We start from the raw sequence: 15,437 nt of genomic DNA, 5'->3' as shown, positions 1-15,437 counted from the left end.
ACGGACCGCCCGGCGGGGTCTTCGGAGCCGTCGGGCTCACTCCACGCCGATCAGCAGCAGTGCTCCCTGCCGGCCGCCGCGGTACACCACGGTGTCGACCGCCAGGTAGGCCTCCCTCACCCGGGCCTCCAGGCGGTCGGCGACGCCCTCGGGGGCCTGGTCGCCGACGACGAGCGTGACGAGTTCGCCGCCGGCCGCCAGCATCCGGTCCAGAACGGTCTCGGCGGTGAGGATGACGTCGGTGCCGATGACGGCCACGTCACCGTCGATGAGGCCGAGCACGTCACCGGCCTGGCAGATGCCGGCCATCGTCCAGGACTGCCGCTCGGCCACCGCGAGCTCGGCGTACCGGGTGGCGCCCGCCGCCGAGGTCATCGAGACGACGTCCTCGTCGAAGCGGCGGTCGGGCTCGTGCACGGCCAGGGCGGCAATGCCCTGGACCGCGGAGCGCGTCGGGATCAGGGCCACCCGGATCCCCTCCGCGCGGGCCTGCTCGGCGGCGGCGGCAGCGGTGTGGCGCAGCTCGGCGTCGTTGGGCAGCAGGACGACCTCGCGCGCGTGGGCCCGCCGCACGGCCTCGGTGAGCTCCCCGCTCGCCGGCGGCTCCCCGGGGCGCGCGAGCACGGTGGTCGCACCGGCCTCGGTGTACAGCCCGGCCAGGCCCTCGCCGGGCACCACGGCCACGACCGCCCGCTGGATCCGCTCGCGGGCCGGGCGCTCGCCGCGCGCGGTGTGCACGTCGCCCGCCCCGAAGTGCGTGATGCGGATCCGGTACGGCCGTCCGGCCTCCACCCCGGCCTCCACGGCGGCGCCGGCGTCGTCGACGTGCACATGGACGTTCCACAGCCCGTCGCCGCCGACGACGACCAGGGAGTCGCCGAGGGAGTCCAGCCGGCGCCGCAGCCGGGCGACGGCGTCGTCGTCGGCCTCCAGCAGGTAGATCACCTCGAAGGCGGGCCCGTCCTCCGTGGGCGGGGCCGTCCCGTCGGGGCAGCCGGCCGCTCCTGTCCCACCGGCCACCGGCACCCGCACGCGCGGGTGGGGCACAGCTGCCTGGGTCGCCGCCGGTGCCTCTCCGGTGAACGTCTCCACCAGCGCGGCCAGGACCGCCACCAGCCCCTGTCCGCCCGCGTCCACGACCCCGGCGCGCCGCAGCGCGGCCAGCTGGCCGGGCGTCGCGGCGAGCGCCGCGCGGGCCCCTTCGTAGGCGGCCCGCGCCACCGCTCCGCAGTCGTCCTCGGCCCCGGCGGCAGCCTCGGCGGCGGCCGAGGCGACCGACAGCACGGTGCCCTCGACGGGGTGGACGACGGCCTGGCGGGCGGAATCGGCCGCCCGCCGCAGGGCGAGCCGGAGTCCCTGCCCGTCGGCCCGGATGCCCTCCTCCTCGGCGGCGAGCACCTGGGACATGCCGCGCAGCAGCTGCGCCAGGATGGTTCCGGAGTTGCCGCGGGCGCCGATGAGCGCCCCGTGGGCCATCGCCCGCGCCGCGTCGGCCAGCGAGGGGCCGGCGCCCTCGCCGGGGCCGCCCGCCTCGTACCCGGTGAAGACCGCCTCGACGGCGGCGACGGCGGACTCGACAGTCAGGTAGAGGTTCGTCCCGGTGTCCCCGTCGGCGACGGGGTAGACGTTGATGGCGTCGATCTCCTCGCGCGCCCGCCCCAGCGCGTCCAGCGCGAGGCCGCACCAGGTGCGCACCGCGAGAGCATCGAGGAATGTCTGCGGCACCTGCGCCACCTGCGCCTCCTTGAGCTGCTGGATCGGGACGCAGCGTAGACCTTGAGGGGGTGTGCGCCGGAAGAGGGCCGGGGGCGGTCCCCTGAGCTGCCATGGTAGTTTCGTTGTACGGAAGCAGCCGTTGTATGCTGCTCCGGTTGGCCCGATCCTGATCGGGTCTATCCCCCCTGGCAACGCCACTCAGTTCTCAGATCGTACAGATCCTGAGATCTCGATCCCGGCATGCCGGGATTGACCGTTAGTGCATCTGAAGTCTTTGGAGTGACCCGTGGCTGCCAACTGCGACGTCTGCGGCAAGGGGCCGGGCTTCGGCAACAACATCTCGCACTCGCACCGCCGTACGTCCCGCCGCTGGAACCCGAACATCCAGCGTGTGCGTACCGTGGTCGGCGGGACGCCGAAGCGCGTGAACGCTTGCACCTCGTGCATCAAGGCCGGCAAGGTCTCGCGCTGACGCTCCGCTACAGCGCGCGGCCACCGTCCGGTCAGCTGCACTGAGCCGGTCCACCTCGTGTGGACCGGCTTTCTGCATGTCCGGACGCCACCTGCTCCCGCGGCCGCCACGTCGCCGGGGCAGGCGCGTCCGGGCTTCGTTCGGGGTGCCTTCCTCACCGGCCGGGCCCGGAGAACCGGGCCGGAGGGGGGCGGCCGGTGTCAGGCACCGCCCGCGCCCCGTTCGAGGTCCCATCCGTGGTCGACGGGGCCGATCCCGCCGCCGAGCGCGAACCCTGCGGCGATGGCCCCGGTGACGTACGCCTTGGCCGCCGTCACCGCCTGAGGCACCGATCGCCCCCGGGCCAGACCGCAGGCGACGGCGGAGGCGAGGGTGCAGCCGGTTCCGTGGGTGTGCCGGTTGCCGTACCGGGGGGCGCGCAGCCAGTGCTCGTCGGAGCCGTCGGTGAGCAGGTCCACGGCCCGGTCGCCGCCCGGCCTCGCCGCGTCCGCGGCGAGATGACCGCCCTTGATCAGCACCCAGCGCGGCCCGTACTCCAGCACGGCCGCCGCGGCCCGGCGCATGTCCGGCTCGGACTCGACCCGTACGCCGGTCAGTTGCGCCACCTCGTCGAGGTTCGGGGTGGCGACCGTGGCGGCCGGCAGCAGCCTGGTGCGCACCGACTCCAGCGCGGAGGCGGCCAGCAGCGGGTCGCCGTGCTTGGAGACGCCCACCGGGTCGACGACCGCCGGCGCGTCCGTCGCGGCGATCAATCCGGCGACGGTCTCGACGAGTTCGGCGGAGGCCAGCATCCCGGTCTTCACGGCCTGCACGCCGATGTCGTCCACGACGCTGCGGTACTGGGCGCGCACCGCCTCCGCGGGCAGTTCCCAAGCGCCCTGCACGCCCAGGGAGTTCTGGGCGGTGACCGCGGTGACCACGCTCATGCCGTGCACGCCGAGCGCGAGCATCGTCTTCAGGTCGGCCTGGATCCCGGCGCCGCCACCGGAGTCCGAGCCCGCCACGGTCAGCACCCTGGGCGGCGTCATGACTCGATGTCCCCGAAGTGGTCCCAGCCGCCCTTCCGGGTCCACGGCGCCCCGTCGACCGTCACCTGGGGCAGGGCCGAGGGGTTGAGCACCTCGCCGATCACCTTCCAGCGGGCGGGCAGCTTGGCGTCCGGCGGGAAGGTCGCCACGATCGCGTGGTCCTCGCCCCCGGTGAGCACCCACTGCAGCGGATCGACGCCGACGGCCTGACCGATATCGTTCATCTGGGTCGGGATGTCGATCGCGCCGGAGCGGACGTCGATCCGGACGTTGCTCGCCTCGGCGATGTGCCCGAGGTCGGCGACCAGCCCGTCGCTCACGTCGCACATCGCGGTGGCGCCGAGTGCCGCGGCGGCCGGACCCGCGTGGTACGGCGGCTCGGGACGACGGTGGGCCTCCACGAAGGCGCGCGGCGAACGGAACCCGCGGGCGAGGACGGCGTACCCGGCCGCGGACCAGCCCAGCCAGCCCGTCACCGCGACGACGTCTCCTGGCTGTGCGCCCCCACGGGTCACCGGCTCCTGGTTGCGCAGGTCGCCGAGGGCTGTGATCGACACCATGATCGTGTCCCCGCGCACCACGTCCCCGCCGACCACCGAGGCGCCCGCGACCTGGCACTCGTCGCGCAGGCCGTCCATCAGCTCCGTCGGCCAGGTCACCGGCAGCTCGGCCGGTACCACCAGGCCGAGCAGCAGGGCGGTCGGCACGGCACCCATCGCGGCGATGTCCGCGAGGTTCTGCGCGGCGGCCTTGCGGCCGACGTCGTAGGCCGTGGACCAGTCCCGCCGGAAGTGCCTGCCCTCCAGCAGGATGTCCGTGCTGGCCACGACCCGGCGGTCGGGCGCGGCCACCACCGCGGCGTCGTCACCGGGGCCGACCCGCACCGCGGGAGTGGTGGTGAGACGGGAGGTGAGCTCCCTGATGAGCCCGAACTCCCCGAGCTCACCAACAGTGCCCTTCATGTCCCTTGCTCCCCTTCTGCCTCTGTCCGTTCCCGGTCGCGCCCGACCGGTGTGCTCGATACGGTCGAGGAGACCGTCGACTTCCCGGCTGCCCGCGCCCCGGCACGCGGGCGCGGGTGCCCGCAGGTCTCCCCGCGGCGAGCGGCGACGCGATACCGTGGCGTTCCTTTTCCCCACATGATCCTCGTGGCCGCCCTGGAGGTTCCGTGGTACAGGCGTACATCCTGATCCAGACGGAGGTCGGCAAGGCGTCGACCGTCGCCGAGACGATCAGCAAGATCCCCGGAGTCATCCAGGCCGAGGACGTCACAGGACCGTACGACGTCATCGTCCGGGCCCAGGCCGACACAGTCGACGGCCTGGGGCGCATGGTGGTTGCCAAGGTCCAGCAGGTGGACGGCATCACGCGCACCCTGACCTGCCCGGTGGTTCATCTGTAGCCCCCGTCTACCCTTGGCCGGTGAGCTTCTCCCGTCACCGGCCTCTCGGTCTGCCCGTACTCGCCCTGCTGATCGCCGCTGCCGCAGGCTGCTCGTCGACGGACGACGGTCCGGCGGCGGCGGTTCCCTCGCCGGGGGCGAGGGTGTCCGGACTGTGCCGGGACCTGGACAGGGCACTTCCGTCCGAGGTCGACGGCCGCGATCGCCGGGACCCCGAGCCCGCGTCCGCGTTGACCGCGGGGTGGGGGGACCCGGCGATCATACTGCGGTGCGGTGTGCCGCGGCCCGCCTCGATGTCCTCGACCGAGGCCGACGGGGTCGAGGTGGACGGTGTCGGCTGGCTGGTGGAGAAGCAGGACGGCGGGGCGTACCGGTTCACGACGACGCTGCGCACGGCGTACGTCGAGGTCACGCTCCCCGCGGAGCTGACCGCCGAAGGCGTGTCACCGCTGGTGGATCTGGCACCCGCGGTCAGGAAGACGGTGCCGGAGGGGATAGCCGACTAGGGGGTGTTCCGAAGGTCCGGTGCGGTGCCCGCGGTGTCCGGTGCGTCTCGCGGCGTGCCGGACGGAAGACCTCGTACCGGATGTACCCGGACTTACGGCCGGTGCGGCGAGAGTGCGTACCGGGCGCCGCGGGTGCTGTGCGGGACTGTCGGAACACCCCCTGGTGCCGCGGCAGGCAGCGTTCGCCCGTCGAGGAGCGGCGCTCGGCCGCGCCCCGGGGGCGGAGCCGCGTTCCGGTGCGGCCCCGCACGCCCGGGAAGGGCTACCTCAGGCCGGTCGAACGGCGCAGCGCCGCCTGGATGAGCCGGTCCACCAGTTCCCGGTAGCCGATTCCGCTCGCCTGCCACATCTGCGGGTACATCGAGATGGGTGTGAAACCGGGCATGGTGTTGATCTCGTTGATCACGAACGTGCCGTCCTCGGTGAGGAAGAAGTCCGCGCGGACGAGGCCCTCGCACGACGCCGCCTCGAAGGCCTGCACCGCGAGCCGCTGCACCTCGGCGGTCTCCTCGCCGGTCAGCGGGGCGGGCACGATGCCGGGGGTGGAGTCGATGTACTTGGCCTCGAAGTCGTAGTACGCGTGGGCGTCCGGCGGCGGGATCTCGGCGGGCGCGGAGGCGCGCGGACCGTCCTGGAACTCCAGGACGCCGCACTCGATCTCGCGGCCCCGCAGCGCGGCCTCGATCAGGATCTTGGGGTCGTGGCGGTGGGCCTCGGCGATCGCCTCGTCCAGGCCGGAGAGGTCGTCGACCTTGGTGATGCCGATCGACGAACCCGCGCGGGCCGGCTTCACGAACAGCGGCCAGCCGTGCTCACCGGCGAAGTCGACGATCCCCTTGCGGGCGGCGGGCCGGTCCTGCTCCCACTCGCGCGGCCGGATCACGGTGTACGGGCCGACGGCGAGCCCGAAGGAGGTGAAGACCCGCTTCATGTACTCCTTGTCCTGGCCGACGGCCGAGGCGAGCACGCCCGAGCCCACGTACGGCACCCCGGACAGCTCCAGCAGTCCCTGGAGGGTGCCGTCCTCGCCGTACGGGCCGTGCAGCACCGGGAAGACCACGTCGACCTCGCCGAGCGCCTTGGGCACCGAGCCGGGCTCGCTGTAGACGACCTCGCGGCTCGCGGGGTCGACGGGGAGCACCACGCCGCCCTCGCCGGACTCCGCCAGATCCTCGACCTCGGGGGTGCGGCGGTCGGCGATGGCCATCCGCTCGGGCTCGTCGGCCGTCAGCACCCAGCGGCCTTCCCGGGTGATGCCGATCGGCAGGACGTCGTAGCGCGTCCGGTCGATGGCGCTCAGCACGGCGCCGGCCGTGACCATGGAGATCCCGTGTTCGGAGCTGCGCCCACCGAACACGACGGCCACGCGCGGCTTGCGGGGCTGCTGATCAGGGCTCTGGGGGAGGTTCTCGGTGCTCATATCGCGATGAGCGTACCCGCCCGTAGGGCCCGAGTCAGCGTTCGGCGGTCCCCTTCGTCCGGCGCCGTGCGGCCCCCGCTCAGTGCCGCTCGGGCTTCGCGCTGCGCGACATCAGCTCCTTGAGGGCCACCACCGGGGCCTTGCCCTCGTGCACGATGCCGACGACCGTCTCGGTGATCGGCATGTCGACGCCGTGCCGGCGGGCCAGATCGAGCACCGACTCGCAGGACTTGACGCCCTCGGCGGTCTGCTTGGTGACCGCGATGGTCTCCTGGAGGGTCATGCCCTTGCCGAGGTTGGTGCCGAAGGTGTGGTTGCGGGACAGCGGCGAGGAGCAGGTCGCGACCAGGTCGCCCAGGCCCGCGAGCCCGGAGAAGGTGAGCGGGTCGGCGCCCATCGCCAGACCCAGCCGGGTGGTCTCGGCGAGCCCGCGGGTGATGAGCGAGCCCTTGGCGTTGTCGCCGAGGCCCATGCCGTCCGCGATGCCGACGGCGAGGCCGATGACGTTCTTCACCGCGCCGCCCAGTTCGCAGCCGACGACGTCGGTGTTGGTGTACGGCCGGAAGTACGGCGTGTGGCAGGCGGCCTGCAGGCGCCGGGCGACGGACTCGTCGGTGCAGGCGACGACGGACGCGGCCGGCATCCGTGCGGCGATCTCGCGAGCCAGGTTGGGGCCGGTGACCACGGCGACGCGGTCCCTGCCGACCTTGGCGACGTCCTCGATGACCTCGCTCATCCGCATGGTCGTGCCGAGTTCGACGCCCTTCATCAGGGAGACCAGGACGGTGTCCGGCGCGAGCAGCGGCGTCCACTGCGCGAGGTTGGCACGCAGGGTCTGGGACGGCACGGACAGGACCGTGAAGTCGGCGCCGGCCGCGGCCTCGGCGGGGTCGGTGGTGGCCCGGACGTTCTCCGGGAGCTCGACGCCGGGCAGGTAGTCGGGGTTGGTGCGGGTGGAGTTGATCGCCCCGGCGACCTCGGCGCGGCGCGCCCAGAGCACGACCTCGCACCCGGCGTCGGCGAGCACCCTTCCGAAGGCCGTGCCCCACGAACCGGCGCTGAGGACGGCGGCCTTGACCGGCCGGACCGGCTTGCTCACTTGCCCTGCCCTTCTGCCTGCGGCGACTGCGGCTGCGCGGGTTCCTGCGGCTGCGTCTGCGCCTGGGTGCGGCGGCGTTGCTCGATGCGCTCGCGGCGCGGGTCGTACGGCGTCTCGGGCGCCTTCTCGCCGCGGATCTCCTCCAGCTGGCGGGTGATGGCGGACATGATGGCCTCGGTGGCCTCCTTGAGGAGGTCGGCCGTCATCTCCTTGCCGTAGAACCGGGAGAGGTCCACGGGTGGGCCGGCGAGGACGCGGTGGGTCTTGCGCGGCAGCAGGTTCGGCTTCGTGGCGTACGGCGGCAGCAGTTCGTTGCAGCCCCACTGGGCGACCGGGATGACCGGGCACCTGGTCTGCAGGGCGACACGGGCGGCCCCGGTCTTGCCGGTCATGGGCCAGCCGTCCGGGTCGCGGGTGAGGGTGCCCTCCGGGTAGAAGGCGACGCACTCGCCGCGCTCCACGGCGTCGATCGCGGCCCGGAAGGCGCTGAGCGCGTCGGTGGACTCCCGGTAGACGGGGATCTGCCCGGTGCCGCGCATCGCTGCGCCGACGAGGCCCTTCCTGAAGAGTCCGCTCTTCGCCAGGAATCGCGGAACCCGCCCGGTGTTGTACTGGAAGTGGGCGTAGGCGAAGGGGTCGACGTGCGAATTGTGGTTCACCACGGTGATGAATCCGCCCTCGGCCGGAATGTTCTCCATTCCGTGCCAGTCCCGCTTGACCAGGGCCAGCAGCGGGGGTTTGCAGATCACTGCGGCGAAGCGGTACCAGAAGCCGATTTTGCGGCGGGGCACGCGAACACCTTCCTCTAGGTCTGCCACCAGGGCCGGGGGGCCGCACAAGTGTCGCCCCAGGCCGCCGGTCTGTCGAGAACACCGTACGCCCCGATGCGGCCGCCGCCAGGTGGCCCCGGTGACGGCTGAGTGACAATGGCCGCGACACGGAAGGGGCGGTACGCCGGTGCAGTGGACCTTGGTCATCCCTCTGAAGCCCCTGGCGCGGGCGAAGAGCAGACTCGCGGACGCGGCCGACGACGGGGTACGGCCCGGTCTGGCGCTGGCGTTCGCGCAGGACACGGTGGCGGCGGCGCTGGCCACGCCCGCGGTGCGGGATGTGGCGGTCGTCACGGACGACACGCTGGCCGGCCGGGAGCTGGCGGCTCTGGGCGCGCGGATCGTCCCGGACGAGCCGGGGGGCGGGCTGAACGCCGCGCTGGCGCATGCGGCTGCGGTGGTGCGCGCCGCGCGCCCCGACGGAGCGGTCGCGGCGCTCAACGCGGACCTCCCCGCCCTTCGCCCGATGGAATTGACCAGGGTTCTGGATGCCGCGGCGGAATTCCCGCGCGCTTTTCTCCCGGATGCGGCCGGAATCGGCACCACGTTGCTCTGCGCCGGGCCGGGCCGTGCTTTGCATCCGTCATTCGGTCCGGATTCCCGCGCCCGCCACCGCGCGTCGGGAGCGGTGGAGATCACGGTCACGCAGGTGGATTCCGTACGGCAGGACGTCGACACGGCCGATGATCTGCGGGCGGCGCTGGCGCTGGGGGTGGGTCCCCAAACGGCCCTGGCCGCCCGGCGGCTGCCGGTGGCCGGGCAGTAGGCTGCCGTCATGCAGGCGACGGCATACACGTACGACCCCGCGACCCGCAGCGGGCAGGTGCTGCTCGACGACGGCACCCCGGTGCCCTTCGACGCGCCGGCGTTCGACGCGGGCGGGCTGCGGCTGCTGCGGCCCGGTCAGCGGGTGCGGATCGAGACGGCGGGCGAGGGCGCGGACCGCCGGATCGCCTTGGTCACCCTGCAGACGTTCTGAGCGCCGTCGGGGCAGGTCAGCGCACCGGGACACGCCGCGGGCCGGACTCCGAGAGGGAGTCCGGCCCGGCGCGTGAGTAATCCTGCGCTCCCGGGTCAGCGGGAGGTGGCCTTCTTGGCGGCGGTCTTGCGGGCCGTCGACTTCTTGGCGGGGGCCTTCTTGGCCGTGGCCTTCTTGGCGGGGGCCTTCTTGGCCGTGGCCTTCTTCGCCGTCGTCTTCTTGGCGGTGGCGGCCTTCTTGGCCGCGGCCTTCTTCGCGGCGGCCGTCGTGGCCTTCTTCGCCGGCGCCTTCTTGGCCGCGGCCTTCTTCGCGGCGGCCGTCGTGGTCTTCTTCGCGGGTGCCTTCTTCGCGGGTGCCTTCTTCGCTGCGGCCTTCTTGGTGGTGGCCTTCTTCGCTGCGGCCTTCTTGACCGTCGCGGCGGCGCCGCCGCTCAGGCTGCCCTTGGGAGCCTTCTTGACGGCGATGTCGCCCTTCGGGAGCTTCTTCGAACCGCTCACCAGGTCCTTGAAGCCCTGGCCCGCGCGGAAGCGCGGCACGGAGGTCTTCTTGACCCGAACCCGCTCGCCCGTCTGGGGGTTGCGGGCGTAGCGGGCCGGACGGTCGACCTTCTCGAACGAACCGAACCCGGTGACCGAGACCCGGTCACCTGCGACGACCGCACGGACGATGGCGTCCAGGACCGCGTCGACAGCATCGGCGGCCTGCTGGCGGCCCCCCATCTTGTCGGCAATCGCTTCTACGAGCTGCGCCTTGTTCACGTCTTCCCCTTCGGAGACATTGCCCGAACGAAAGTGTTCAAGCGTTTTCGCACGTTAGGCAGATATATACCGCAAATCAAACACGAAACGGGCTAATCACCCGTGCGCCGCAACGAACTCGACTGTCACGGATGTGTTCAGCGGTCCTCTTCGGGGAATCGCCCCGCGTCGAGGTCCGCGATGAACCCCTCCAGACGCCTTGCCGCATCGGCGAGATCGTGCTTGGCCGCGGCCGTAATGACCAGCAGCTTCCGGGTCAGCGCCATCCGTACGCCCTCCGGGACTTGCAGTGCGCGCACCCTGGCGTGCGCTTGTTTGAGTTGGTCCGCGACCGCCGCATAGAGCTGGAGTTGGCCGTCGTGTCCCATGCACAGATTGTGCCATCTGGGGCGAGTTGTCGCCCGCGCAGGGGGCAACTGCCGCCACGAACGGCCCTGTCCGCAGCTCCCGGAGCCGCGGCCTCCAGGCACGTGTACCCCGGCAATCACCGCCTTAACGTGGGACGTTGTCGGATGTCGCGGCGGCGCGGGGGGCTGTCCGGGCGCAGAAACGGCCGTACCCCCGATCGGAGCGATCGGGGGTACGGCGGGGGTGTCGCGGTGGCCGAAACTCGACGCGTCCGGGAGGCGGGGAGGCCGCGGGCCCGAACCGTTTCGGCCAGGAGGGGATCAGGCCTGGACGGTGCGCGGCTTGTGCGCCGGGCGCCTTTCCTCGTGCGCGGCGATGTCCGCCTCGTTCCCCAGGGTGATCGAGATGTCGTCCAGGCCGTTCAGCAGCCGCCAGCGGGAGTTCTCGTCCAGCTCGAAGGAGGCGGTGATGCCCTCGGCGCGGACCTCGCGCTCGACGAGGTCGACGGTGATCTCGGCTTGGGGGTCGGCGTCGACGAGCTCCCACAGAGCGTCCACGGTCTGCTGCTCCAGAACCACCGTGAGCAGGCCGTTCTTCAGCGAGTTACCGCGGAAGATGTCGGCGAAGCGGGCGGAGATCACGGCCTTGAAGCCGTAGTTCTGCAGGGCCCAGACGGCGTGCTCGCGGGAGGAGCCGGTACCGAAGTCGGGTCCGGCGACCAGAACCGTGGCGCCCTGCCGCTCGGGACGGTTGAGGACGAAGTCCGCGTCCTTGCGCCAGGCCTCGAACAGACCGTCCTCGAAACCGTCGCGGGTGACCTTCTTCAGCCAGTGAGCTGGGATGATCTGGTCGGTGTCGACGTTGGAGCGGCGCAGCGGAACCGCCCGGCCGGTGTGCGTGGTGAAAGCTTCCATGACTGATCAGACTCCAGCGGGCGTACGGGTCTCGGCGTCGGACAGGTCGGCCGGGGAGGCCAGGTGGCCCAGGACCGCCGTGGCGGCTGCGACCTGCGGCGACACCAGGTGGGTCCGGCCGCCCTTGCCCTGCCGGCCCTCGAAGTTGCGGTTGGAGGTGGAGGCGGAGCGCTCACCGGGGGCCAGCTGGTCCGGGTTCATGCCCAGGCACATCGAGCAGCCCGCGTGCCGCCACTCGGCTCCGGCCTCCTTGAAGACCACGTCCAGGCCCTCGGAGACGGCCTGCAGACCGACCCGCGCCGAGCCGGGGACGACCAGCATGCGCACGCCGTCGGCGACTTTGCGGCCCCGCACGATGTCGGCGGCGGCGCGCAGGTCCTCGATGCGGCCGTTGGTGCAGGAGCCTACGAAGACGGTGTCCACGCCGATGGAGCGCAGCGGCTGGCCGGCTTCCAACCCCATGTACTCCAGGGCCTTTTCGGCGGCCAGGCGCTCCGAAGCGTCTTCGTACGAAGCCGGATCGGGGACGGAGGCCGAAAGCGGCGCGCCCTGGCCCGGGTTGGTGCCCCAGGTGACGAACGGCGACAGCTCGGCGGCGTCGATGACGACCTCGGCGTCGAACTCGGCGTCGTCGTCGGTGCGCAGCGTCCTCCAGTAGGCGACGGCCTCGTCCCAGTCGGCACCCTCGGGGGCGTGCGCGCGGCCCTTGAGGTACGCGAAGGTCGTCTCGTCGGGGGCGATCATGCCCGCACGGGCGCCGGCCTCGATCGACATGTTGCAGATGGTCATCCGGGCCTCCATCGAGAGCTTCTCGATGGCCTCGCCGCGGTACTCCAGGACATAGCCCTGGCCGCCGCCCGTGCCGATCCGGGCGATGATCGCCAGGATGAGGTCCTTGGCGGTGACACCCTCGGGCAGTTCACCGTCGACGGTGATCGCCATGGTCTTCGGGCGGGCCATCGGCAGCGTCTGGGTGGCCAGCACGTGTTCGACCTGCGAGGTGCCGATGCCGAAGGCCAGTGCGCCGAAGGCGCCGTGGGTGGAGGTGTGGGAGTCGCCGCAGACGACGGTGGTGCCGGGCTGGGTCAGGCCCAGCTGCGGTCCCACCACGTGGACGACGCCCTGCTCCACGTCGCCCAGCGGGTGCAGGCGCACGCCGAACTCGGCGCAGTTCTTGCGCAGTGTCTCCAGCTGGGCGCGGGAGACGGGGTCGGCGATGGGCTTGTCGATGTCGAGGGTCGGGGTGTTGTGGTCCTCGGTGGCGATGGTCAGGTCGAGACGGCGCACGGTGCGGCCGCTCTTGCGGAGGCCGTCGAAGGCCTGCGGGCTGGTCACCTCGTGCAGCAGGTGCAGATCGATGTAGAGGAGGTCGGGCTCGCCCTCGGCGCGCCGGACGACGTGGTCGTCCCAGACCTTCTCCGCGAGTGTCCTACCCATCGCTTTCCCTCCGGCCGGCAAGCGTCCACCGGCCCAACTAGAGATCTTGAGGAGGCGTCGCCCGCGCCCCTGCGTCCGGGCGACCGCCGCCAGGCCCGTTGATCCGCGGGCCGCTGTGCCTTCGTGACATCCAGAGTGGCGCGTTCCACGGAAAATTGAACTTGCGTTTCACAGAGTGAGACGCGAGTATCGTTGCATGGACAACAGTAGCGGCGTCGGCGTTCTGGACAAGGCGGCACTCGTCCTGAGCGCTCTGGAGTCCGGTCCGGCCACCCTCGCGGGTCTGGTCACGGCCACCGGACTGGCACGACCCACGGCCCACCGCCTGGCCGTGGCGCTGGAACACCACCGCATGGTGGCACGGGACATGCAGGGCCGGTTCATCCTCGGCCCGCGCCTGGCGGAACTCGCGGCGGCGGCCGGCGAGGACCGCCTTCTCGCCACGGCCGGGCCGGTGCTCACGCACCTGCGCGACGTGACCGGCGAGAGCGCACAGCTCTACCGCCGCCAGGGCGACATGCGGATCTGCGTGGCCGCCGCGGAGCGGCTGTCCGGCCTGCGGGACACCGTCCCGGTCGGTTCGACGCTCACCATGAAGGCGGGCTCGTCCGCGCAGATCCTCATGGCCTGGGAGGAGCCGGAGCGCCTGCACCGGGGCCTGCAGGGCGCCCGGTTCACGGCCACGGCCCTGTCGGGCGTACGGCGCCGCGGCTGGGCCCAGTCGATCGGCGAGCGCGAGCCGGGCGTCGCCTCCGTCTCCGCGCCCGTGCGCGGCCCCTCCAACCGCGTGGTGGCCGCGGTGTCCGTCTCCGGTCCGATCGAGCGCCTGAGCCGCCACCCTGGCCGCATGCACGCCCAGGCGGTCATCGACGCCGCCGCCCGCCTGTCGGAGGCCCTGCGCCGCTCGGGCTGATTCCCGCCCCCGCCGTCACGGCCCCGCCGTGGAGGAGCCGGCCTCAACGCCGCGGCAGGCTCTTCCCGGCGGTCCGCAGGACCGGGGGGCGCGGACGACCGCGCGGGGAGACCCGGGCGGCCCTTCCCCCCTCCTGGAACCTCCCCGCGCGGGGGTGGCGCGCCCGCCCGGGTCTCCCCGGCGCGCGGACGCAGCACGGCGGGACCGGCCTACCCCTGTGCCTCCGTCCGGTGGGCGAAGCGGTCCTTCGCGTACCGCCCGCGGGCCTCCAGGGGTACCTGGCCGTGCGCCGCCGCCAGCCCGAAGGCCGGCATGTCGCCGTAGACGGCCTCGTAGGACCCCTCCGGCACGATGTACGCCTCGTGCCAGATGCCGACGTGCCCGCGCACCTTGCCGGCGCGCTCCTTGCGGTTGACCTTCGCCCAGACCCGGCGGTGGAAGGCGTCGGGAGCGCCGGCGTAGGAGTAGAGCTTGTCCTTGGACTCCCAGTACTGGACGACGTAGTACGTGCGGGGTGACGCGGTCAGCAGCACATGTGAGAGCAGTCCGCGCTCCGGGGCCCTCCGCAGCTCGGTGAGCATGCGGAACATCGCCAGCATCACCGGAAGCCACTGGTGCACCGCCCGGAAGTGGTTGATCCGCATGCCGATCAGCAGCACCACCACCTCCCCACGGGCATCGGCGGTGGTACGGGTGGCGGCGGTCGGTGTCCACGGCATGGCATCCCCCTGCGGGTGGGCGGCAGGCCCAGGACGGGCATGCTTGGATAGTGCCGTTATCCAAGAAGGGGCGCAAGAGGATGCGGCTGGCGGAACTGAGCGAGCGCAGCGGGGTGTCCACCGCGACGATCAAGTACTACCTGCGCGAAGGGCTGCTGCCGCCCGGCCGCGAGATCAACCGGACCACGGCCGAGTACGACGAGGGTCATCTGCGCCGGCTGCGCCTGGTGCGGGCGATGGTCCAGGTGGGACGGCTGCCGGTCGCGACGGTGAAGGAGGTGCTCGGGCACGTCGACGACGACTCCCTGGGCCGCACGGTCCGTCTGGGCGCGGCCCTGTGGGCGCTGCCCCAGGTCCCGGAGCCGGACGCGGAGGACCTGTACGTGCGCGGCGCCCGGCAGGAGGCGGAGGAACTGCTGAGCGCGCTGGGCTGGTCCAACGCCGCACTGCTGACCTCGGCCTCGCCGGCGTTCCGTTCCCTGGTGGCGGCGGTGGCCGCGCTGCGGCGGCTCGGCTACGACTGGGACCCCGAACTGCTGGTGGACCGTGCGCGCTTGATGCACCGGGCGGCCGTCCTCGATCTCGACTTCGTGGACACGCAGTCCACCGAGGCGGAGCGGGTGGAGGCGGCGGTGCTGGGGGCGATCCTGGTGGAGCCGATGCTGAGCGCCCTGCACCGGCTGGCACAGGAGGAGGAGTCGGCGCGGCGGTACGGCTTCGAGTGACCCGGCTCCCGGGCCGGTCCACGGGACCGGGGTGCCGGGCGCACCCGCTCCGGACACGGCGAAGGCCCTCCAGCGAACTGGAGGGCCTTCGTCTCGCGTACCCCCGACCGGATTCGAACCGGCGCTACCGCCTTGAGAGGGCGGCGTGCTAGGCCGCTACACAACGGGGGC

At 72.4% G+C, this 15,437-nt stretch carries 18 protein-coding genes and 1 tRNA gene; 7 read left to right on the top strand and 12 right to left on the bottom strand.

The window, feature by feature from the left end:
- Positions 1-36: 36 nt before the first annotated feature.
- Positions 37-1,734 (bottom strand): DAK2 domain-containing protein, encoded by a 1,698-nt coding sequence (locus I3F54_RS19255; RefSeq protein WP_240120062.1) that lies wholly within the window; start codon positions 1,732-1,734, stop codon positions 37-39.
- A gap of 268 nt (positions 1,735-2,002) precedes the next feature.
- On the opposite strand from I3F54_RS19255, the gene rpmB reads away from it, so the two are divergent.
- Positions 2,003-2,188 (top strand): 50S ribosomal protein L28, encoded by a 186-nt coding sequence (gene rpmB, locus I3F54_RS19250; RefSeq protein WP_003993230.1) that lies wholly within the window; start codon positions 2,003-2,005, stop codon positions 2,186-2,188.
- A gap of 200 nt (positions 2,189-2,388) precedes the next feature.
- On the opposite strand, the gene thiD is transcribed toward rpmB, so the two are convergent.
- Together thiD and I3F54_RS19240 are read right to left on the bottom strand one after the other, a co-directional pair.
- Complete coding sequence (thiD, locus tag I3F54_RS19245) at positions 2,389-3,216, bottom strand: bifunctional hydroxymethylpyrimidine kinase/phosphomethylpyrimidine kinase (protein ID WP_240120061.1); 828 nt, start codon at positions 3,214-3,216, stop codon at positions 2,389-2,391.
- Positions 3,213-4,178 carry a thiamine-phosphate kinase gene (locus I3F54_RS19240; RefSeq protein WP_240120060.1) on the bottom strand — a complete coding sequence of 322 codons (966 nt, stop codon included), beginning with the start codon at positions 4,176-4,178 and terminating at the stop codon, positions 3,213-3,215. The genes thiD and I3F54_RS19240 overlap by 4 nt, the downstream gene beginning before the upstream one ends.
- A gap of 206 nt (positions 4,179-4,384) precedes the next feature.
- Between I3F54_RS19240 and I3F54_RS19235 the strand changes: the two genes are divergently transcribed.
- Both I3F54_RS19235 and I3F54_RS19230 read left to right on the top strand, forming a co-directional pair.
- Entirely contained in the window at positions 4,385-4,618 is a 234-nt protein-coding gene (locus tag I3F54_RS19235) for an Lrp/AsnC family transcriptional regulator (protein WP_111002102.1), read from the top strand.
- A 20-nt stretch (positions 4,619-4,638) separates the two neighbouring features.
- Positions 4,639-5,124, top strand: a complete 486-nt coding sequence (locus tag I3F54_RS19230; protein WP_240120059.1) for a DUF3515 domain-containing protein — start codon at positions 4,639-4,641, stop codon at positions 5,122-5,124.
- 262 nt (positions 5,125-5,386) lie between these two features.
- On the opposite strand, the gene I3F54_RS19225 is transcribed toward I3F54_RS19230, so the two are convergent.
- The 3 genes from I3F54_RS19225 to I3F54_RS19215 form a co-directional block, all read right to left on the bottom strand.
- The gene (locus I3F54_RS19225; protein WP_240120058.1) at positions 5,387-6,544 is read right to left on the bottom strand and encodes a D-alanine--D-alanine ligase family protein; all 1,158 of its coding nucleotides are present in this window, start codon (positions 6,542-6,544) and stop codon (positions 5,387-5,389) included.
- Positions 6,545-6,623: 79 nt separating this feature from the next.
- Complete coding sequence (locus tag I3F54_RS19220; protein ID WP_240120057.1) at positions 6,624-7,643, bottom strand: NAD(P)H-dependent glycerol-3-phosphate dehydrogenase; 1,020 nt, start codon at positions 7,641-7,643, stop codon at positions 6,624-6,626.
- Complete coding sequence (locus I3F54_RS19215) at positions 7,640-8,434, bottom strand: 1-acyl-sn-glycerol-3-phosphate acyltransferase (RefSeq protein WP_240120056.1); 795 nt, start codon at positions 8,432-8,434, stop codon at positions 7,640-7,642. The genes I3F54_RS19220 and I3F54_RS19215 overlap by 4 nt, the downstream gene beginning before the upstream one ends.
- A gap of 166 nt (positions 8,435-8,600) precedes the next feature.
- On the opposite strand from I3F54_RS19215, the gene cofC reads away from it, so the two are divergent.
- Entirely contained in the window at positions 8,601-9,239 is a 639-nt protein-coding gene (gene cofC, locus I3F54_RS19210) for a 2-phospho-L-lactate guanylyltransferase (protein ID WP_240120055.1), read from the top strand.
- A gap of 9 nt (positions 9,240-9,248) precedes the next feature.
- Positions 9,249-9,452 carry a hypothetical protein gene (locus I3F54_RS19205; RefSeq protein WP_240120054.1) on the top strand — a complete coding sequence of 68 codons (204 nt, stop codon included), beginning with the start codon at positions 9,249-9,251 and terminating at the stop codon, positions 9,450-9,452.
- Positions 9,453-9,547: 95 nt separating this feature from the next.
- Here the strand turns inward: I3F54_RS19205 and I3F54_RS19200 are convergent, their stop codons facing one another.
- The 4 genes from I3F54_RS19200 to leuC all read right to left on the bottom strand — a co-directional run bounded on the left by I3F54_RS19200 (position 9,548) and on the right by leuC (position 12,909).
- Positions 9,548-10,210: an HU family DNA-binding protein gene (locus I3F54_RS19200; protein ID WP_240120053.1), complete on the bottom strand. Its 663-nt coding sequence runs from the start codon at positions 10,208-10,210 to the stop codon at positions 9,548-9,550.
- Between the two features lie 137 nt (positions 10,211-10,347).
- Positions 10,348-10,578 carry a hypothetical protein gene (locus I3F54_RS19195; protein ID WP_240120052.1) on the bottom strand — a complete coding sequence of 77 codons (231 nt, stop codon included), beginning with the start codon at positions 10,576-10,578 and terminating at the stop codon, positions 10,348-10,350.
- A 300-nt stretch (positions 10,579-10,878) separates the two neighbouring features.
- Positions 10,879-11,472, bottom strand: a complete 594-nt coding sequence (leuD, locus tag I3F54_RS19190; protein WP_240120051.1) for a 3-isopropylmalate dehydratase small subunit — start codon at positions 11,470-11,472, stop codon at positions 10,879-10,881.
- A gap of 6 nt (positions 11,473-11,478) precedes the next feature.
- A complete protein-coding gene (gene leuC / locus I3F54_RS19185) occupies positions 11,479-12,909 on the bottom strand; it encodes a 3-isopropylmalate dehydratase large subunit (RefSeq protein ID WP_240120050.1) in 1,431 nt (476 codons plus the stop codon).
- A gap of 196 nt (positions 12,910-13,105) precedes the next feature.
- Here leuC and ndgR point away from each other — a divergent pair, with 196 nt between their 5' ends.
- A complete protein-coding gene (ndgR, locus tag I3F54_RS19180; protein WP_205384356.1) occupies positions 13,106-13,822 on the top strand; it encodes an IclR family transcriptional regulator NdgR in 717 nt (238 codons plus the stop codon).
- 209 nt (positions 13,823-14,031) lie between these two features.
- Here ndgR and I3F54_RS19175 read toward each other — a convergent pair whose 3' ends face one another.
- Positions 14,032-14,541, bottom strand: a complete 510-nt coding sequence (locus I3F54_RS19175; protein WP_240120049.1) for a DUF4188 domain-containing protein — start codon at positions 14,539-14,541, stop codon at positions 14,032-14,034.
- An 80-nt stretch (positions 14,542-14,621) separates the two neighbouring features.
- On the opposite strand from I3F54_RS19175, the gene I3F54_RS19170 reads away from it, so the two are divergent.
- The gene (locus tag I3F54_RS19170; protein WP_240120138.1) at positions 14,622-15,266 is read left to right on the top strand and encodes a MerR family transcriptional regulator; all 645 of its coding nucleotides are present in this window, start codon (positions 14,622-14,624) and stop codon (positions 15,264-15,266) included.
- Between the two features lie 98 nt (positions 15,267-15,364).
- On the opposite strand, the gene I3F54_RS19165 is transcribed toward I3F54_RS19170, so the two are convergent.
- Positions 15,365-15,437: transfer RNA gene (locus I3F54_RS19165), tRNA-Glu, on the bottom strand.

This window comes from Streptomyces sp. MUM 2J, from assembly GCF_022414535.1.
GTDB lineage: Bacteria > Actinomycetota > Actinomycetes > Streptomycetales > Streptomycetaceae > Streptomyces.
Note: the sequence above shows the minus strand (reverse complement) of the source record. Positions and strands in the feature narration are given on the sequence as shown.

Excerpts from the sequence above, each read along its gene's own strand:
- I3F54_RS19240 (WP_240120060.1), bottom strand. The coding sequence starts at position 4,178 with ATGAAGGGCACTGTTGGTGAGCTCGGGGAGTTCGGGCTCATCAGGGAG.
- leuD (WP_240120051.1), bottom strand. The coding sequence starts at position 11,472 with ATGGAAGCTTTCACCACGCACACCGGCCGGGCGGTTCCGCTGCGCCGC.
- leuC (WP_240120050.1), bottom strand. The coding sequence starts at position 12,909 with ATGGGTAGGACACTCGCGGAGAAGGTCTGGGACGACCACGTCGTCCGG.
- I3F54_RS19175 (WP_240120049.1), bottom strand. The coding sequence starts at position 14,541 with ATGCCGTGGACACCGACCGCCGCCACCCGTACCACCGCCGATGCCCGT.
- I3F54_RS19170 (WP_240120138.1), top strand. The coding sequence starts at position 14,622 with ATGCGGCTGGCGGAACTGAGCGAGCGCAGCGGGGTGTCCACCGCGACG.
- ndgR (WP_205384356.1), top strand. The coding sequence starts at position 13,106 with ATGGACAACAGTAGCGGCGTCGGCGTTCTGGACAAGGCGGCACTCGTC.
- I3F54_RS19205 (WP_240120054.1), top strand. The coding sequence starts at position 9,249 with ATGCAGGCGACGGCATACACGTACGACCCCGCGACCCGCAGCGGGCAG.
- I3F54_RS19225 (WP_240120058.1), bottom strand. The coding sequence starts at position 6,544 with ATGAGCACCGAGAACCTCCCCCAGAGCCCTGATCAGCAGCCCCGCAAG.
- thiD (WP_240120061.1), bottom strand. The coding sequence starts at position 3,216 with ATGACGCCGCCCAGGGTGCTGACCGTGGCGGGCTCGGACTCCGGTGGC.
- I3F54_RS19195 (WP_240120052.1), bottom strand. The coding sequence starts at position 10,578 with ATGGGACACGACGGCCAACTCCAGCTCTATGCGGCGGTCGCGGACCAA.